This window comes from Thiothrix subterranea (genome assembly GCF_016772315.1).
Lineage (GTDB): Bacteria > Pseudomonadota > Gammaproteobacteria > Thiotrichales > Thiotrichaceae > Thiothrix > Thiothrix subterranea.
Genome location: NZ_CP053482.1, coordinates 3,145,354 through 3,161,892, shown reverse-complemented (window position 1 = coordinate 3,161,892; position 16,539 = coordinate 3,145,354). Strand labels below are relative to the sequence as shown.

General features: G+C 50.3%; 14 protein-coding genes. 10 read left to right on the top strand and 4 right to left on the bottom strand.

What is annotated here, in order from left to right; translation table 11 throughout:
- Positions 1 to 68: 68 nt before the first annotated feature.
- A complete protein-coding gene (locus tag HMY34_RS15630) occupies positions 69 to 1,289 on the bottom strand; it encodes a DUF1015 domain-containing protein (RefSeq protein WP_202716372.1) in 1,221 nt (406 codons plus the stop codon).
- 164 nt (positions 1,290 to 1,453) lie between these two features.
- On the opposite strand from HMY34_RS15630, the gene HMY34_RS15625 reads away from it, so the two are divergent.
- The 8 genes from HMY34_RS15625 to HMY34_RS15590 all read left to right on the top strand — a co-directional run bounded on the left by HMY34_RS15625 (position 1,454) and on the right by HMY34_RS15590 (position 11,947).
- Positions 1,454 to 2,221, top strand: coding sequence for a hypothetical protein (locus HMY34_RS15625; protein WP_202716371.1), 768 nt, complete (start codon positions 1,454 to 1,456; stop codon positions 2,219 to 2,221).
- 65 nt (positions 2,222 to 2,286) lie between these two features.
- A complete protein-coding gene (gene gspD, locus HMY34_RS15620; RefSeq protein WP_202716370.1) occupies positions 2,287 to 4,347 on the top strand; it encodes a type II secretion system secretin GspD in 2,061 nt (686 codons plus the stop codon).
- Positions 4,344 to 5,861: a type II secretion system ATPase GspE gene (gene gspE, locus HMY34_RS15615; RefSeq protein ID WP_202716369.1), complete on the top strand. Its 1,518-nt coding sequence runs from the start codon at positions 4,344 to 4,346 to the stop codon at positions 5,859 to 5,861. Before gspD ends, gspE begins: the two co-directional genes overlap by 4 nt.
- Entirely contained in the window at positions 5,861 to 7,081 is a 1,221-nt protein-coding gene (gspF, locus tag HMY34_RS15610) for a type II secretion system inner membrane protein GspF (protein WP_202716368.1), read from the top strand. Before gspE ends, gspF begins: the two co-directional genes overlap by 1 nt.
- 185 nt (positions 7,082 to 7,266) lie before the next feature.
- Positions 7,267 to 7,920, top strand: coding sequence for an exopolysaccharide biosynthesis polyprenyl glycosylphosphotransferase (locus tag HMY34_RS15605; RefSeq protein ID WP_228287886.1), 654 nt, complete (start codon positions 7,267 to 7,269; stop codon positions 7,918 to 7,920).
- A gap of 40 nt (positions 7,921 to 7,960) precedes the next feature.
- On the top strand, positions 7,961 to 9,001 hold the full coding sequence (gene selD, locus HMY34_RS15600) for a selenide, water dikinase SelD (protein WP_202716366.1): 1,041 nt from the start codon (positions 7,961 to 7,963) through the stop codon (positions 8,999 to 9,001).
- 5 nt (positions 9,002 to 9,006) lie between these two features.
- Positions 9,007 to 10,137 (top strand): tRNA 2-selenouridine(34) synthase MnmH, encoded by a 1,131-nt coding sequence (gene mnmH, locus HMY34_RS15595; RefSeq protein WP_228287885.1) that lies wholly within the window; start codon positions 9,007 to 9,009, stop codon positions 10,135 to 10,137.
- 559 nt (positions 10,138 to 10,696) lie between these two features.
- The gene (locus HMY34_RS15590; protein WP_202716365.1) at positions 10,697 to 11,947 is read left to right on the top strand and encodes an ISL3 family transposase; all 1,251 of its coding nucleotides are present in this window, start codon (positions 10,697 to 10,699) and stop codon (positions 11,945 to 11,947) included.
- Positions 11,948 to 12,234: 287 nt separating this feature from the next.
- Here the strand turns inward: HMY34_RS15590 and HMY34_RS15585 are convergent, their stop codons facing one another.
- Complete coding sequence (locus tag HMY34_RS15585; RefSeq protein WP_202716364.1) at positions 12,235 to 13,872, bottom strand: alpha-D-glucose phosphate-specific phosphoglucomutase; 1,638 nt, start codon at positions 13,870 to 13,872, stop codon at positions 12,235 to 12,237.
- 92 nt (positions 13,873 to 13,964) lie between these two features.
- On the opposite strand from HMY34_RS15585, the gene HMY34_RS15580 reads away from it, so the two are divergent.
- Together HMY34_RS15580 and HMY34_RS15575 are read left to right on the top strand one after the other, a co-directional pair.
- Entirely contained in the window at positions 13,965 to 14,414 is a 450-nt protein-coding gene (locus tag HMY34_RS15580; RefSeq protein ID WP_202716363.1) for a DUF1249 domain-containing protein, read from the top strand.
- A 197-nt stretch (positions 14,415 to 14,611) separates the two neighbouring features.
- Positions 14,612 to 15,115, top strand: coding sequence for a Fe-S cluster assembly transcription factor (locus tag HMY34_RS15575; protein WP_202716362.1), 504 nt, complete (start codon positions 14,612 to 14,614; stop codon positions 15,113 to 15,115).
- 81 nt (positions 15,116 to 15,196) lie between these two features.
- On the opposite strand, the gene HMY34_RS15570 is transcribed toward HMY34_RS15575, so the two are convergent.
- Entirely contained in the window at positions 15,197 to 15,949 is a 753-nt protein-coding gene (locus HMY34_RS15570; protein ID WP_202716361.1) for a metallophosphoesterase, read from the bottom strand.
- A gap of 142 nt (positions 15,950 to 16,091) precedes the next feature.
- Positions 16,092 to 16,481 (bottom strand): DUF423 domain-containing protein, encoded by a 390-nt coding sequence (locus HMY34_RS15565; protein WP_202716360.1) that lies wholly within the window; start codon positions 16,479 to 16,481, stop codon positions 16,092 to 16,094.
- Positions 16,482 to 16,539 lie beyond the last annotated feature (58 nt).

The window sequence follows — 16,539 nt, the reverse complement described above, 5'->3', positions numbered from 1 at the left end:
TATAAGTGGATACTGATACACACAAGCAACAGAGCGGGCAAATTTAGCCCACCCTGTCAAGCCTCAGCTTAGTCCAGCAAGTAAGACACCACACCATCCGCCAGTTTCGGCTCAAACCACGTCGACTTTGGCGGCATTACATCGTTGTTATCGGCTACCGCCATCAGGTCTTGCATACTGGTGGCGTAAAGCGAGAACGCGACGGCCATTTCACCGCTATCCACGCGCTTTTCCAAGCCCGCCAAACCGCGAATTCCGCCCACAAAATCAATGCGGTCATCACGACGCGGGTCACTAATGCCCAAGATCGGCTCGATCAAATAACGCGCCAAACGGCTCACATCCAAACGCGCTACCGGATCGTCATTCGGCATCAGTTCGGGGTTCAGGGTCAATTTGAACCACTGCCCATCCATGTACATCCCAAAAATACCGGGTGCATCCGGCTTAACCGGTGTGGCAGAAGGCTCTAGCGCAAAATGTTCCTCAACCGCCGCGAGGAATTGTGTGGGGTCAAGCCCGTGCAAATCCTTAATCACGCGGTTGTAGTCGAAGATTTTCATCTCATGCGCGGGGAAAATCACCGAGAGGAAAAAATCAGACCCTTGCTGATTATTGCGCATTTTCGCAATCCGCGACGCCGCCGCCGAACGGTGATGCCCATCCGCAATGTAGATCGCGGGCATCGCATTAAACGCGGCAGTCAATTGCACAATGCTCGCCGCATCGTCAATCACCCATAACGTGTGTTGAATGCCATCATCAGCGGTCACATCCAACGCCGGTGCCGCTTGCGAAGCCGCCGCCAAAATCGCATCCACCACCGGCGTATCGGGGTAAGCCAGTAACACGGGGCCAGTTTGCGCATTCACCGCATCAATCTGACGCACCCGATCATCTTCTTTCACCGGGCGGGTAAATTCGTGTTTACGAATTCGGTTGGTATCGTAATCCGCCACCGACGCACCCGCCACCAAGCCGGTTTGCGAATGCCCATCCATAATCAAGCGGTAAGCGTAATAACACGGCTGCTCATCGCGCACCAACAAACCCGCGTCGATAATACGCGCCAGATTTTCAGCAGCTTTGGCATACACTACTGGGCTATACGGGTCGGTATCTTCCGGCAAATCAATTTCCGGCTTGGAGACATGCAAAAAACTCCAGGGTTTGCCTGCTGCCCGCTCCCGCGCTTCCGCAGAATTCAGCACATCATACGGCGGGGCAATCACTTCAGCGGCACGACCCGGAGCGGGGCGCAAGCCTTTAAATGGCGAAATCAGATTCATGTTGGAACATTTCCTACAACGCTAAAAGATTGCCGCATTATAACGGTCATTGCCAGTGGCGGCTATGCAATCGCAACGTTACCGTCATTTCACTTGAGGCGCTGCACTAGGTTGGCTAGACTCAGCCACTTAGCGGATACATTGAGTGAATTAAGGAGCGCAGGGTGAAACAACCTATTGTCATTATCGGAATCGGCGAAATCGGTGCAGTGCTGGCACACGGTTTCTTGCGCCTAGGGCATCCGGTTTACCCGATCACCCGCAGTATGCCAATGTCAGCAGAAGCCGCGCAAATTCCCGAACCCGCGCTAGTCATCGTTGCCGTGGGCGAAGCCGACTTGCACCCCACTTTGGCACAACTCCCCGATGCTTGGAAAACGCGGGTAGCCCTGCTCCAAAACGAATTATTACCGCCAGATTGGGAACAGCATGGGTTGATTGACCCCACCGTGATTTCGGTTTGGTTTGAAAAAAAGCGTGGGCAAACCGTTAAAATCGTCGTTCCCTCCCCCGTGTACGGGCATAATGCTGCATTATTAGCCGCCAGTCTGAATGCGCTGGATATTCCCCATTATCTGGTGCATGATCACGCGGAATTATTATTCGAGCTGGTGCGCAAAAACTACTATATTCTGGTCAGCAACATTGCGGGGCTACGTGTTGGCGGAACAGTAAGCACACTTTGGGCGCAACACTCCGCCTTGGTTGAAGCACTGGCGCACGATGTACACGCCCTGCAACAATACTTAACGGGCAAAACCTTGGATCATGCGGAACTGTTACAAGCCATGTTGGTTGCCTTTGCTGGCGACCCCGAACACCCATGCATGGGGCGCAGCGCTCCCGCACGCTTGCAACGTGCCATACAGATTGCGGATACTGCGGGGCTTGCCGTACCAACCTTGCGGGACATTGCCGCCAGCCGATCGTAAACGGATACAGGTCTTTAATGAAATCGCACCACCATAAACGCAGTTCCCTTTTTTCCAGCAGTCTTTTGGCTTGCTCGCTCTGGCTATTAACCACAAGTGCAGCCTTAAATGCGGAAGATGCCACCCGCATTAATCTGCAAGATACTGAAATCCGCCAGTTGATTGATATTGTAGCCAAAACCACCGGCAAGAATTTCATCGTCGATCAGCAAGTACGCGGCAAAGTTACCTTTATTTCCGGGCGTGGGTTAGACAAAGACGGCTTGTACGAAGCCTTTCTGTCAGTGCTGCAAGTTCACGGCTTTGAAGCGGTGGAAAGCGGCGACCTCATCAAAATTGTTCCCGCCGGAAAAGCCCGTGGCAACGTCGCCCCGATGGTGGCTAACCCAGCAGAAAGCGACCCGGATGCCACGATTTCCCAAGTGGTCAAACTCGAATACATCCCCGTTACTACCGCGATTCAAACCCTGATGCCGCTGAGTGGTCAGGGCGAAACCAGCATTCTGCCCAACCAAGCCAGCAACACCATCGCTTTAAAGGGCAAAGCCCAAAACGTTGCCCGCTTAATGGAAGTGATTGCCAGCGTCGATAAACCCAATAACGAAGATTTTGAACTGGTGCCGCTCGAATACGCGGTGGCTTCACAAGTTGCCGTTACCTTACAAGGCTTGGTTGGCGGTGGTAATGCAGCGGCTGCCGCCGGTGGCATGATGCCTGCCGGGGGGAGCAAAATATCAGCCGATGAACGCACCAACAGCGTCCTGATTTCCGGCGACCGGCAAACCCGCGAACGCCTGAAAAGCGCCATCGCTAAACTGGATGTCAAACGCGCCATTGAAGGTGACACCAAAGTCATTCAACTGCGCTACGCCAAAGCCGAAGATGTGGTCAATGTGCTGAATGGGGTCGCGCCAAATATTCAGCAATACGGCGGAAGTGGTTACTACGACTACAGTGCAGCCAATGCAGGCGGCGCGGGCATGTCGCCTGATGGCACGCCCGGCGCCACCGCTGGCAGCAGCAACATCAAGGTCTTGGCAGATAAAAGCAGCAATTCGATTATCATCAGCGGTCCCCCCACCATGCAGAAAAACATGATTGCGGTGATCAATCAGCTTGACCGCCGCCGCGCTCAAGTTTTGGTCGAAGCCGTCATTGCTGAAGTCTCCACCGACCTTTCCAACCAACTTGGCGCAACCTTGCTGGCGAACGGCGCGAATGACGGCAGCGGCCCGGTCGGTTACAGCAACTTTGGTGGCATTAGCACACTCGCTGGCATTGTCGGCGCAGTGCAAGCCAATACCATCCCCAGCATTCCTAACGGTTTATTGCTGGCGGGGGGTAACAACAGCTTCGGCGCAATTGTCGAAGCGCTCAAAGGCGATGCCGCCACCAATATCCTTTCCACCCCAACGCTGGTGACGATGGATAACGAAGAAGCCGAAATCACCGTCGGGCAAGAAGTCCCCTTCATCACCGGGCGTTCCACCAATGCCGCGAACGACACCACCAACCCGTTCACCACGATTGAACGCAAAGATGTCGGTTTGAAATTCAAAATCACCCCACAAATCAACCGGGGCGAAACCGTGAATCTCAAAATTGAACAGGAAACTTCCAACGTCGCCTCCAGCAGTTCCGGCGCGTCGGATCTCATTACCAATAAACGCCGCATTACCACCAATGTCATGGTGGAAGACGGGCAAATACTGGTGTTGGGCGGTTTGATCGAAGACAATTACCGCGATTCCGAAAGCAAAGTGCCGTTATTGGGTGATATACCCGTTATCGGCGGCGCTTTCCGCAACAACACCACCAATAAAACCAAAAACAACCTGATGGTGTTCATCCACCCGATTATTATGCCGGATGGCAAATCCGCCGATGCCTACACCCGCATGAAATACCAAACCATGCAGCAGCAACAACAGCGCAGCAAAGTATTACAGCGCAATCGTTTGTCCGAAAGCGCATCCACCCTGCCGCCGGATATGAATCGCGTCATCAACGGCTCGGCTGACAGCTTGCACAATCCGCCGCCGCGCCCACCCGCCCCCGTGCAACCAGTCACTCAGGGAAAAAGCACCTGCAACAAATCCGACCCATTCTGTAGCGGGGCATTATGAGCGGGCAGGATGCATTAGCCATTGCCGAAGAGCCACTCAGCCTTGCGTTGAGCTTGCCGTACAGCTTCGCCAAACGCCACGGCATTTTGCTGCAAACCAGTGGGCAACAACCACTGGTGCTGTGTCGTACTGGAGTCACACCACTGGCATTGGCAGAAGTGCAACGCCTCAGCTACGCCGATTTGCAGTTTCAAACGGTTGACAATGCCACCTTTGACCGCTTGCTGGCAGCGCATTATGACCGCAGCCAAGTCGGCGCGTCGATGATGCAAGACATCGGTGATGATGCCGATTTGCAAGACATTGCCGGGTCATTACCCGAACCGGAAGACTTGCTGGAATCCGAAGACGATGCCCCGATTATCCGCCTGATCAACGCATTGTTGACCCAAGCGGTGAAGGAAGGCGCATCCGACATCCATATCGAAACCTTTGAAACCCGTATGTCGGTGCGAATGCGTGTCGATGGGATTTTGCGTGAAATCATCGAACCACCGCGAAAACTCGCGCCCGTGATTATTTCGCGGATCAAAGTCATGGCACGCTTGGATATTGCCGAAAAACGCCTGCCTCAAGACGGACGCATTTCCTTGCGCGTTGCCGGACGCGGCGTCGACGTGCGGGTTTCCACCCTGCCCTCCGGTCACACCGAACGGGTGGTATTGCGCTTATTGGACAAGCAAGCCGGACGCTTGAATCTGTCACACCTGGGCATGGATCCGAAAATTTATGACCGCCTGCAAGCACTGATCGAAAAGCCACACGGCATTATTCTCGTTACCGGTCCCACCGGTTCAGGGAAAACCACCACGCTGTACGCGGGTCTGACGCACTTAAACGACCAACGCCGCAATATTCTCACCGTCGAAGATCCTATCGAATACTACATTGACGGCATTGGGCAAACCCAAGTCAATAGCAAAGTCGACATGACCTTTGCACGCGGCTTACGCGCCATTTTGCGCCAAGACCCGGATGTGGTCATGGTCGGTGAAATCCGCGATCTGGAAACCGCTGAAATTGCGGTGCAAGCCAGTTTGACCGGGCATTTGGTATTTTCCACCTTGCACACCAATACTGCTGTGGGTGCTGTCACCCGTATGCAAGACATGGGTGTCGAACCTTATTTGCTCGCTTCCAGCTTACTCGGTGTGGTCGCGCAACGGCTGGTACGGGTGCTTTGCCCCGAATGCAAACAAGCTTCGCCTGCTGATGACGGTGAAATGCAAATCCTCCGCGCCGACCCGCACACTGCCCGCCCGATTCTCTACAAGCCGGTCGGTTGCCCTGCCTGTAACCATCGCGGTTTCGTCGGGCGCTTGGGGATTTACGAACTGGTGGCGCTGGATGACGGCTTGCGCCAAATGATCCACGACCACAAAAGCGAAATGCAACTCGAAGCTTACGCCCGCCAACACAGCCCCAGCATTCGCGAAGACGGTATTCGCTTAGTCTTGGAAGGCCGCACCTCGCTAGACGAAGTATTGCGCGTCACCCGTGAGGATGCGCATTAATGCCCGCGTTTGAATACCTCGCCCTGAATGCCGCCGGTAAGGAAGAACGCGGCATTATGGAAGCGGATACGCCGCGCCAAGTACGCCAATTATTGCGCAATGGCGATTTGATCCCGCTGGAAGTCAATGAAGTCGCGCAAAAGCAGAAAAAATCCGAAAGCCGTTCCTTGTTTGGTGGCGGGCGACTCAACCCTGCCGATCTTGCGCTGATGACACGCCAACTTGCTACTTTAGTACGTGCGGGTTCGCCGATTGAGGAAGCCTTGGGTGCGGTGGTGCGCCAAACCGAACGCAACTCCTCGCGCCGTATTTTTTCGGCGATACGCTCACGGGTCATGGAAGGTCACACGCTGGCAGGCGCATTAGGCTTATTCCCCGGTGCGTTTCCGGTGTTGTATCGCGCAACGGTGGGCGCGGGCGAACAATCTGGGCATTTGTCCGAAGTCTTGGAACGCTTGGCGGATTACACCGAAAATCGCCAGCATAATCAGCAAAAAGTCACCACTGCGCTGGCTTACCCCTTGATTTTATTGCTGGTTGCGATTGGCGTGGTATCCGCCTTGCTGCGCTTTGTTGTCCCCAAAGTCGTGGAAGCATTTTCGACGTTGGACATTGAGTTGCCCTTGCTCACGCGAATGCTGATTGCTGCCAGCGAATTCCTGCAAAACCACGGCTTAACCTTGCTCATTGGCATTATTTTGGTGATTGCGGGAATCGTGTGGCTATTGCAACGCCCTGTGTGGAAAGCGCGTTACCACCGGCTGCTGTTGCGTTTGCCGGTCATCGGGCGCATTACCCGTGGCATTAACACCGAAAACTTTGCCCGCACCTTCAGCATCCTCAGCAGCAGTGGCGTAACGGTGTTGGACGCGATGAAAATTTCTGCGGAAGTCGTCATCAGCATTCCGATGCGCCGCTCGGTGCTGGAAGCGGCTGAAAAAGTGCGTGAAGGGATGCCGATTCACAAAGCGCTGGAACGTTCCGGCTATTTCCCACCAATGATGGTTTATCTGATTGCCAGCGGTGAAGGCAGTGGCAAACTCGATGAAATGCTGGAACGCGCCGCCATTCAGCAAGAGCGCGAAGTGCAAACCAAAATTGCCACCATGCTCAGTTTGCTCGAACCCGGATTGATTCTGGTGATGGGCGGTATCGTGACCTTAATTGTCCTTTCTATCATGCTCCCGGTCATGGGCGGCATGTCGCAGATCATGCGTTAATTTCCATTAATTTTTCTCATTAAGCATTTCGTCAGCTAAATAGCCGCGATTATAGGTCATGGCGTTGAGGCACACCTGCGCCCGTCGCATAGTATCCACAAGCAATAAATATTTCATTCTAACCAATATTAAAAATAATGGCCTGTGGAAAAGTGTCCCCGCACGGTCTTTGTGGAGCAAGCGTCATGACATATGTGTATGTACCTAGTAGGGTTGACTTACTAAAAGACAGTGGCAAACGGCAGCATACAAGCAGTTACTACCCATTCCTGAAGCGCGGGCTGGATGTGGGCGTATCCTTATTGCTGTTAATCATGACATTACCCCTTTGGCTGATCACGGCTATCGCGATCAAATGCGAATCGCCCGGCGCAGTCTTTTTCAAACAACGGCGCACCGGCTTGTTTAATCAAGAATTTAACATCTTCAAGTTTCGCTCAATGTGTGAAGACGCCGAAAAAGATGGCGCACGCTGGGCTTCTAAAAATGACAGCCGCATTACACGAGTCGGCAAATTCATCCGCAAAACCCGCATTGATGAATTGCCGCAACTGCTCAATGTACTCAAAGGCGATATGTCGCTGGTTGGGCCGCGCCCAGAACGTGAAGTGTTTATCCATGATTTGGAAAAACATATCCCGTTTTACCGCGTGCGCCACAGCGTCAAGCCCGGTGTGACTGGATTGGCGCAAGTCAGCTACACCTATGGCGCATCGGTGGAAGATGCCAAACACAAACACCGTTACGATATGGAGTACATCAAGCATCAAAGCGTGTGGATGGATATGCGGATTCTGTTCGATACCGTGCGGGTCGTGCTGACGGGTCAAGGGGTGTGATGTATGATGCAGTCCTTTGCTTTGCCAAGGATTGCCGTACATGGAAACCCCCATCCGCATGACCGAATACAGCCACGGCTCCGGTTGTGGCTGTAAAATTGCCCCCGCCGTACTGGATGTCATCTTACACAGCCAACTGCCACCTGATGTTTGCGATGCTTTGCTGGTCGGTAACAGTTCCCGCGATGATGCTGCCGTTTACGATTTAGGCAATGGCACTGCTGTCATCAGCACTACCGATTTTTTCATGCCGATTGTCGATGATCCGTTCACTTTTGGACGCATTGCCGCCACCAATGCCATCAGCGATGTCTACGCAATGGGCGGTAAACCGATCATGGCGATTGCGATTTTCGGCTGGCCGCTCGACAAATTGCCGCCAGAAGTCGGGCGTGAAGTCGTCGAAGGTGGGCGCAAAGCATGTCAGGATGCAGGCATTCCCCTCGCAGGCGGTCACAGCATCGACGCACCCGAACCCATTTTCGGCTTGGCAGTCACGGGCATTGTGCAAACCCGTCACCTCAAGCAAAACAGCACTGCGCAAGCCGGATGCAAGCTGTATCTCACCAAACCGTTGGGTATCGGCATCCTCACCACCGCGCAAAAACGCAAAGTTTTGTTGCCAGAACATGCCAATCTTGCGATTGATACCATGTGCCAGATGAACAGCATCGGCGCACAATTCGGCGAAATGCCAGCCGTCACCGCGCTCACCGATGTCACCGGCTTTGGGCTGGGCGGGCATTTACGCGAAATGTGCGAAGGCAGCGGCTTGCAAGCAGTTATTCAGTTCGACCAAGTGCCGGTATTGCCACACATCCCGCAATATCTGGAAATGGATTGCTCACCCGGTGGGGCGAAACGCAATTTCGACAGCTACGGTTATGCGCTGGGTGCAATGACAGAACGCCAACGGCAAATCATTTGCGACCCCCAAACCAGCGGCGGCTTGCTGGTCGCACTTGCGCCCGAAGGCGAAGCGGAATTCTTAGCCGTGTGCCAACAGGCAGGTATGGACTTGCAACCGATTGGCTACTTACGCGAACCCGTTGCCGGTAACGCGCTGATTACGTTGGAATAAGCATCATGAATCCCAAAGACCTTGGTAAGCATCTACCGCTGATTGACGATTTGCACAGCCTGTTCCTATCCGACCGACCATTGTTGGATGTCCGCGCCCCCGTGGAATTTCTGGAAGGGGCATTTCCTAACGCTGTCAATCACCCGCTGATGGATGACGCGGATCGCGAAGCCATCGGCACCTGCTATAAACAGCAAGGGCAAGACGCGGCGATTGCCTTGGGGATGCAACGAGTCAGCGGCGATATTAAGGATGCACGGGTAGCGGCGTGGGCAGCCTTCGCCCGTGAGCACCCTGATGGTGTGTTGTACTGCTTCCGGGGGGGATTGCGCTCGCGCATCTCGCAGCAATTGCTGTACGAATACACAGGCATCGAATACCCGCGTGTTGATGGTGGCTATAAGCAGATGCGGCAGTTCTTGCGGGAACAATTGGACAGTTTACCGAACCGACTACAGCCTATTATTCTCAGCGGACGCACGGGTTCTGGCAAAACCCGTTTTCTGCAAACCATCACTCAAATGATTGATTTGGAGGGAACAGCGAACCATCGCGGCTCAGCATTCGGCTCACAAGCACAGCGTCAACCGACGCAAATCCAGTTTGAAAACACCCTGAGCATTGCCTTACTGCGCAAGATTAGCCAACAGCAAACCACCCTATTATTTGAAGATGAAAGCCGCAGTATCGGCTCGGTACATTTACCCGAAACGTTTTTCAAGCGGCTCTCGGAAGCGCCGGTGATCTTGATGCAATTGCCGGATGAGGAGCGGGTAGAAATCAGTTATCAGGAGTATGTGCTGGATAATTTGCAAGCCTTCATCACGCTGCATAACGGTGATGAAGCCGCAGGTTTTGCCGCGTTTAGTGCGTACTTGCTGGGCAGTTTGGATAAAATTCAGCGACGCTTGGGCGGGGTTCGTTACCAACAAGTACGCCAGACGATGCAGGCTGCATTGGCGCACCAAGAACGGACGGGGCAAACTGAGGGGCATTATGATGTGGTGCGCCTCATTTTGTTGGATTATTACGACCCGATGTATGATTACCAGATCAGTAAGAAGCAGGATCGGCTGGTGTTTACGGGTTCACCAGCCGAGGTGCGGGATTACCTTAACGCACAAGGCATTCAATAAATCAAATATCAAATATCAAATATCAAATATCAAATATCAAATATCAAATATCAAATATCAAATATCAAATATCAAATATCAAATATCAAATATCAAATATCAAATATCAAATATCAAATATCAAATATCAAAAAAATATCAAATATCAAATATCAAATATCAAATATCAAATATCAAATATCAAATATCAAATATCAAATATCAAATATCAAATATCAAATATCAAATATCAAATATCAAATATCAAATATCAAATATCAAATATCAAATATCAAATATCAAATATCAAATATCAAATATCAAATATCAAATATCAAATATCAAATATCAAATATCAAATATCAAATATCAAATATCAAATATCAAATATCAAATATCAAATATCAAATATCAAATATCAAATATCAAATATCAAATATCAAATATCAAATATCAAATATCAAATATCAAATATCAAATATCAAATATCAAATATCAAATGGCTCTTCGGTAATTCCCGTGGTGAGCCACAACATATAGTATTGAGGCTATATCAACCATCGGCAGGTAGAAGCTAACAATGACCGCAACCTTCCAAATTCCGCTCGACATTCCCGATGTTCACATACTATCAAACCGTTCTGGTGAAAAGGGTGAATTCATCCTAGAGGTGGAAAGCAGCCTGAACGCGACGACTTGCCGCCGTTGTGGGCGGGAGATCACGGAGTTTCATGGTTATGATCAACCGATCCTGCTGCGCCACCTGCCGGTATTTGGGCGTGATGTATGGATAGAAATCCGCCCCAAACGTTACCGTTGCCCTCACTGTGATGATCACCCGACCACAACTCAACGACTAAGCTGGCACGAACCCCGTAGCCCGCACACCAAAGCGTTTGATGCTTGGTTGGTGAGCATGTTGGGTAATTCCACGGTAAGCGATGTTAGCCGCCGTTGCCATGTCGGGCATGATGCGGTGGAAGGGGCGGTTAATCGTTGCATCCGTGCCAAGGTGGAGTGGGCGGATTACACCCAATTACGCACCTTGGGTATTGACGAGATAGCCCTGAAGAAAGGTCACAAGGATTTTGTCGCGATCATCACCACCTTGGATAAGAACGACCAAGTTTGTGTACTGGCAATCCTACCCAATCGCCTAAAAGAAACGGTGGTGACGTTTCTCAACAGCATTCCCGCGCACCTGAAAGCCACGGTAAAGCGCGTTTGCTGCGATATGCATGAAGGTTACAGCAACGCCGTCAAGGAAACGTTGCCCCATGCGCACATCGTGGTTGACCGTTTCCATGTGGCACAATACTACAACAAGGCGGTGGATAATTTGCGCAAAGAAACGCTGACAACACTCAAGAAAAACCTTCCAGAGGACATCTACCAACAGTACTGTCAGGGGATGTTATGGCCGTTTCGTCACCATTTCTGGTCGCTGGACGCAGAACAACAAGCACAAGTCAGCCATTTCTTGGGCTATGCACCGGAACTGAAACAAGCATGGCTGTTACGTCATGAACTGACGGCAACCTTCATGAAATACCAAACCAAAGCCGAAGCCAACCAACAATTGGATGCTTGGAAACAGAAAGTGACGGAATCAGGGCTAAGCTGTTTCGATAAATTCCTGACCTTGCTCGAAACTTGGCAAGACAGCATTACCAACTATTTTGAAGACCGGCATACGTCGGGTTTTGTCGAAGGCTTGAACAACAAGCTTAAAGTCATCAAACGACGCTGTTATGGCTTGTTGGATGTTAAACGATTTTTTCAGCAGATTCAGATTGACCTACGCTTTGCGCGAGGACAATCTTTTGCATAAGGTCAAAACTACATGTTGTGGCTCACCACGGGAATTACCGAAGAGCCTATCAAATATCAAATATCAAATATCAAATATCAAATATCAAATATCAAATATCAAATATCAAATATCAAATATCAAATATCAAATATCAAATATCAAATATCAAATATCAAATATCAAATATCAAATATCAAATATCAAATATCAAATATCAAATATCAAATATCAAATATCAAATATCAAATATCAAATATCAAATATCAAATATCAAATATCAAATATCAAATATCAAATATCAAATATCAGGTCACAACATCCGCCGCTTCGCGCCCAGTAAAGTGCTCGATTCTGGCAACCTGTTGCACGATGGCGAGAAGATCAGCCAGCGCGTCTTGCACCTCCTGATCGTGTTTGCTGACATCGGCTTCGTACTTTTCGAGGTAAACGCGCAAGGTTGCGCCCTGTGTCCCCGTACCCGATAAGCGGAAGATAATGCGCGAACCGTCGGTAAACAGGATGCGAATTCCTTGATTCTTGCTCACTGAACCATCGACCGGATCGGTGTAAGTGAAATTATCGGTTGCTCCGACCGTCAAAGCACCAAACTGTTTGCCTACCAAACCCGGCAACTGTGCCTGCAACGCATCCACCAGAGCATTGGCGTCTTTCAGCTCAATCGCTTCGTAATCGTGACGTGAATAGTAGTTACGCCCGTATTCCGCCCAATGCTTGCGCACGATGTTTTCCACCGAATCCTGCTTTTCCGCCAGCAAGTTCAACCAGAACAACACTGCCCACAAACCGTCTTTTTCGCGCACATGATCAGAACCTGTACCAAAGCTCTCTTCACCGCACAGCGTGATCTTGCCAGCGTCCAATAAGTTGCCGAAAAACTTCCAGCCGGTCGGGGTTTCAAAACACGGGATACCCAGTTTCGCCGCAACACGATCCGGCGCTTGGCTGGTCGGCATGGAACGCGCAATGCCTGCAATGCCGTCTTTGTAGCCCGGAATCAGGCGAGCATTTGCTGCCAAAATCGCGAGGCTATCGCTAGGGGTGACAAAAAAACGCTTGCCCAAAATCATATTGCGGTCGCCGTCGCCGTCCGAGGCGGCGCCGAAATCAATGTCGGAATTCCGCGCATACAGCATTGCCATCAACTCGTGCGCGTGCGTTTGATTCGGGTCAGGATGCCCGCCACCAAAGTCTGCCAACGGTTCGCCTTGAATCACCGTATCGACAGGTGCACCCAAGCGTTCTTCCAATATCCGATGACCGTAAGGGCCTGTCACCGCGTGCATCGCATCAAAACGCATCTTGAAATGATCGGAGGTCAGCAACGCAGCAATTTTGTCAAAATCGAAAATGGTTTCCATCAGTGCAAGGTAAGCGCTTACGGAATCAATCACTTCCACCGACATGCCCGCCACTTGGTACGTCCCCAACTTGTCGACCGGAATCGGCTGAAGTGGCGCAATATGGTATTCGTGAAGCTGTTTGGATTCCGCAAACATCGCTTCCGTCAGACTTTCTGGAGCGGGGCCGCCGTTAGCACCGTTGAATTTGATACCGAAATCGCCATCCGGTCCGCCCGCGTTGTGGCTTGCCGATAAAATAATGCCACCGATGGCTTGGTATTGCCTGATCAGATTAGACGCAGCAGGAGTCGATAGAATTCCCCCCTGCCCCAAAATCACCCGCCCAAACCCAGCGGCGGCGGCCATGCGCAGAATGATTTGAATCGCCTCGCGGTTAAAATAACGCCCGTCACCGCCGAGAATCAGGGTGCTTCCTTGTACATTGTTCAAGGTATTGAAAATGGCTTGTACAAAGGTTTGCAAATAATCAGGCTTCTTGAATTGCTTGACGCTTTTCCGTAAACCGGATGTTCCCGGTTTTTGGTCATCGAAAGGTGTGGTTTTAATGGTCTGGATAGTCATGGGAGTACGCTTGCCAGTAGGTTTTTGTTAGGATTCGAGACTTCATCTGCACAGCATCGCAGCCGCACAAATCATTTAGTCATTATGGATTTATGTTAGTCAAAGAACAACCCGCCACCTTCGCGCCACGCCCAAAATCTTTCGCCGCGCTGATGGAAATGTACGAAATAAATTATATCCAGTTGCGTCTATTATGCGGCGACATACGTATCTTACCGCAAGCAACGGTATCACGGGTGGCAAACGGCATTCCGGTTTCACTCACGATTCTCGATCACACGTCTCATACCAGCACGTTGATGCTGACGTATTTGTTTGACGAAAGCCATAATGCCAAAGACAACCGCCCGGATATGCTGATTCGGGTTTACCACGATTCGCGCCAAGCTGAGGTGGTGAGTCACCGCTGCCGACTGACCGAAGACCCTGTACAGTATTGGAATAAAGAGTTAGACACGATGCTACTGTGTCGGTGGCGCATGAACAGATTCTTGTACAAGTGGACAAATTACTTACGCCGACAGGGGCACTGTTTCACCTAGGGTTAATACTGTGAAACAACCGTGTACAGCTTTTGCAATATTTGTTGCGCATACCTATACTAATGCTACTTAACACAGTCTATCTTTTGTATAACTTAAACGTACAAATATTCTTGACTAGTACGCTAGGTTTATTTAAGATACTGAGTAATTCAGTCGGGATTTAAAACGCAGTCACACTGCTAAGGAGCATCTCCATGAAACTGTCAACAAAAGGTCGGTACGCGGTCACTGCCATGATGGATCTGGCGATTCACGATCATCAAGGCCCTGTCACGCTGGCAGATATTTCACAATGCCAAGGCATTTCTTTGTCTTATCTTGAGCAATTGTTTGCAAAGTTGCGTAAAGAAGGTTTAGTGGAAGGGGTGCGCGGCCCAGGCGGTGGTTATCGTTTAGGCCGCCCTTCCAGCCAGATCAGCATCGCGGAAATCATTAATGCGGTAGACGAAAACATTGACGTAACCCGTTGCCTTGGCACTAAAGATTGCCACGGTGGTGAGAAATGCTTAACCCATCAACTGTGGGAAGATTTGAGCGGACGTTTGTATGAATTTTTGGATAATTTGACCTTAGCCAGTTTCATCAATCGCCCTGAAATCCGCGAAGTGTCGCGCCGTCAAGACACGATTGCCAGCCGGATTGCCACGATGTTCCCTCCACGTCCCACAATTGGTGCAGCCGTAAGCGCTAGTTGCTGAGAGGTGAATGTGTTGGGTAACGGTAAATGCGAAAAAGGGCGGAATATCATCCGCCCTTTTTTGTGCCGGTTCGGTTAATAATCACGCCGGAGCGTGAACATCTTCCTCAGTGCGCACATCCAATTGATGCAACGCCATCACCGGATGAATTTGCAACAAGGTTAATGTGCCTAAAGCTTTGTCATCTAACAACGCAGCACCGGTGTCAATATAATAGAAATTCGCGGTGTGTAACGGCTTACTGACTGGCGTATGCCCAAATACCACCAAGTCAATGCCATCGACAGCCACAGTGCGCCCCATCATCTTGAAATGTTTGTAGCGATTGCGCGACCACAGCGCGTATTCTTCCATATCGGGGTCTGATTCCAACGAACGGATGAATTGATGCCAAGGAATCCCCGTCGGAATATCAGCATGAACAATGCCAATATGCCCGTTCGCCGTCGATACCTCAAAGGCCAGTGGCAATTGCGCCAACACATTGCGAATGCGCGGTCGAATATGCTCAGGGACACGCTTCCACCAAGCACCGCCGTTGTAGCGAGTCCAGTTTTCCAACACTGCGGCGTTGTATTCTGAGTCCAGCAACATGCGTTCATGATTTCCCATGATTGAATGAAACCAACTGTGGTTGAGAAACTCAATCACGCGATGCGACTCCGCACCACGATCAATCAGATCCCCGACCGAAAACACCCGATCAGCCTCAGGATCAAAATCAATACGCTGCAACAGCCGTTCTAGCGCTGAAAAAGAGCCATGAATATCACCGACGACAAAATCGCGCCCGCGTGAATTTTTACCAAAAAATTTAAACGGTGTATAACTCATGGTCATATTCCAAGAATAACCTAACTACAGTTAGCCAGTTAGTATAGGGTTTGCTTATCTATTTCGTTGTGACACCCACGCTACCAGCACCCATCCTAAAAAAATCATAACGCAATTGATGGCAATAAGAAATAAATTTATCTTATCTTTTCTCTGAATAGGCACTGTTTTTTGCAGAAAAAGCCAGTAGCACCCATCCCACAATAAAGCTAAGCCCACCTAGGGGCGTTACCAGCACGAATGCTTTAATTTCTGTTAAAACATACAGATAGAGACTACCAGAGAACAACACAATGCCTAACAAAAATGCACAACCGGCATAATAAACATACTTATTTTTTATCTGTTTATATAAAATACTAATCAATAATAATGCCAAGGAATGGTAAAACTGGTACTCGACACCGGTATGAAAACGTTGCAACATCCTCGCATCGACTAATTTTTCCAAACCGTGTGCACCAAATGCCCCTAATGCAACTGCGAGCATTCCTGACACACTGGCGATTAACAGAAAATGATCTTTTTTCACAACGACACGACCTTATGAATACACATGAAAAACGTCAATTATACCGCGTCATTCTCAG

Coding starts and splice junctions, on each gene's coding strand:
- HMY34_RS15630 (WP_202716372.1), bottom strand. CDS start 1,289: ATGAATCTGATTTCGCCATTTAAAGGCTTGCGCCCCGCTCCGGGTCGT.
- gspE (WP_202716369.1), top strand. CDS start 4,344: ATGAGCGGGCAGGATGCATTAGCCATTGCCGAAGAGCCACTCAGCCTT.
- gspF (WP_202716368.1), top strand. CDS start 5,861: ATGCCCGCGTTTGAATACCTCGCCCTGAATGCCGCCGGTAAGGAAGAA.
- HMY34_RS15605 (WP_228287886.1), top strand. CDS start 7,267: ATGACATATGTGTATGTACCTAGTAGGGTTGACTTACTAAAAGACAGT.
- selD (WP_202716366.1), top strand. CDS start 7,961: ATGGAAACCCCCATCCGCATGACCGAATACAGCCACGGCTCCGGTTGT.
- mnmH (WP_228287885.1), top strand. CDS start 9,007: ATGAATCCCAAAGACCTTGGTAAGCATCTACCGCTGATTGACGATTTG.
- HMY34_RS15590 (WP_202716365.1), top strand. CDS start 10,697: ATGACCGCAACCTTCCAAATTCCGCTCGACATTCCCGATGTTCACATA.
- HMY34_RS15585 (WP_202716364.1), bottom strand. CDS start 13,872: ATGACTATCCAGACCATTAAAACCACACCTTTCGATGACCAAAAACCG.
- HMY34_RS15580 (WP_202716363.1), top strand. CDS start 13,965: ATGTTAGTCAAAGAACAACCCGCCACCTTCGCGCCACGCCCAAAATCT.
- HMY34_RS15575 (WP_202716362.1), top strand. CDS start 14,612: ATGAAACTGTCAACAAAAGGTCGGTACGCGGTCACTGCCATGATGGAT.
- HMY34_RS15570 (WP_202716361.1), bottom strand. CDS start 15,949: ATGAGTTATACACCGTTTAAATTTTTTGGTAAAAATTCACGCGGGCGC.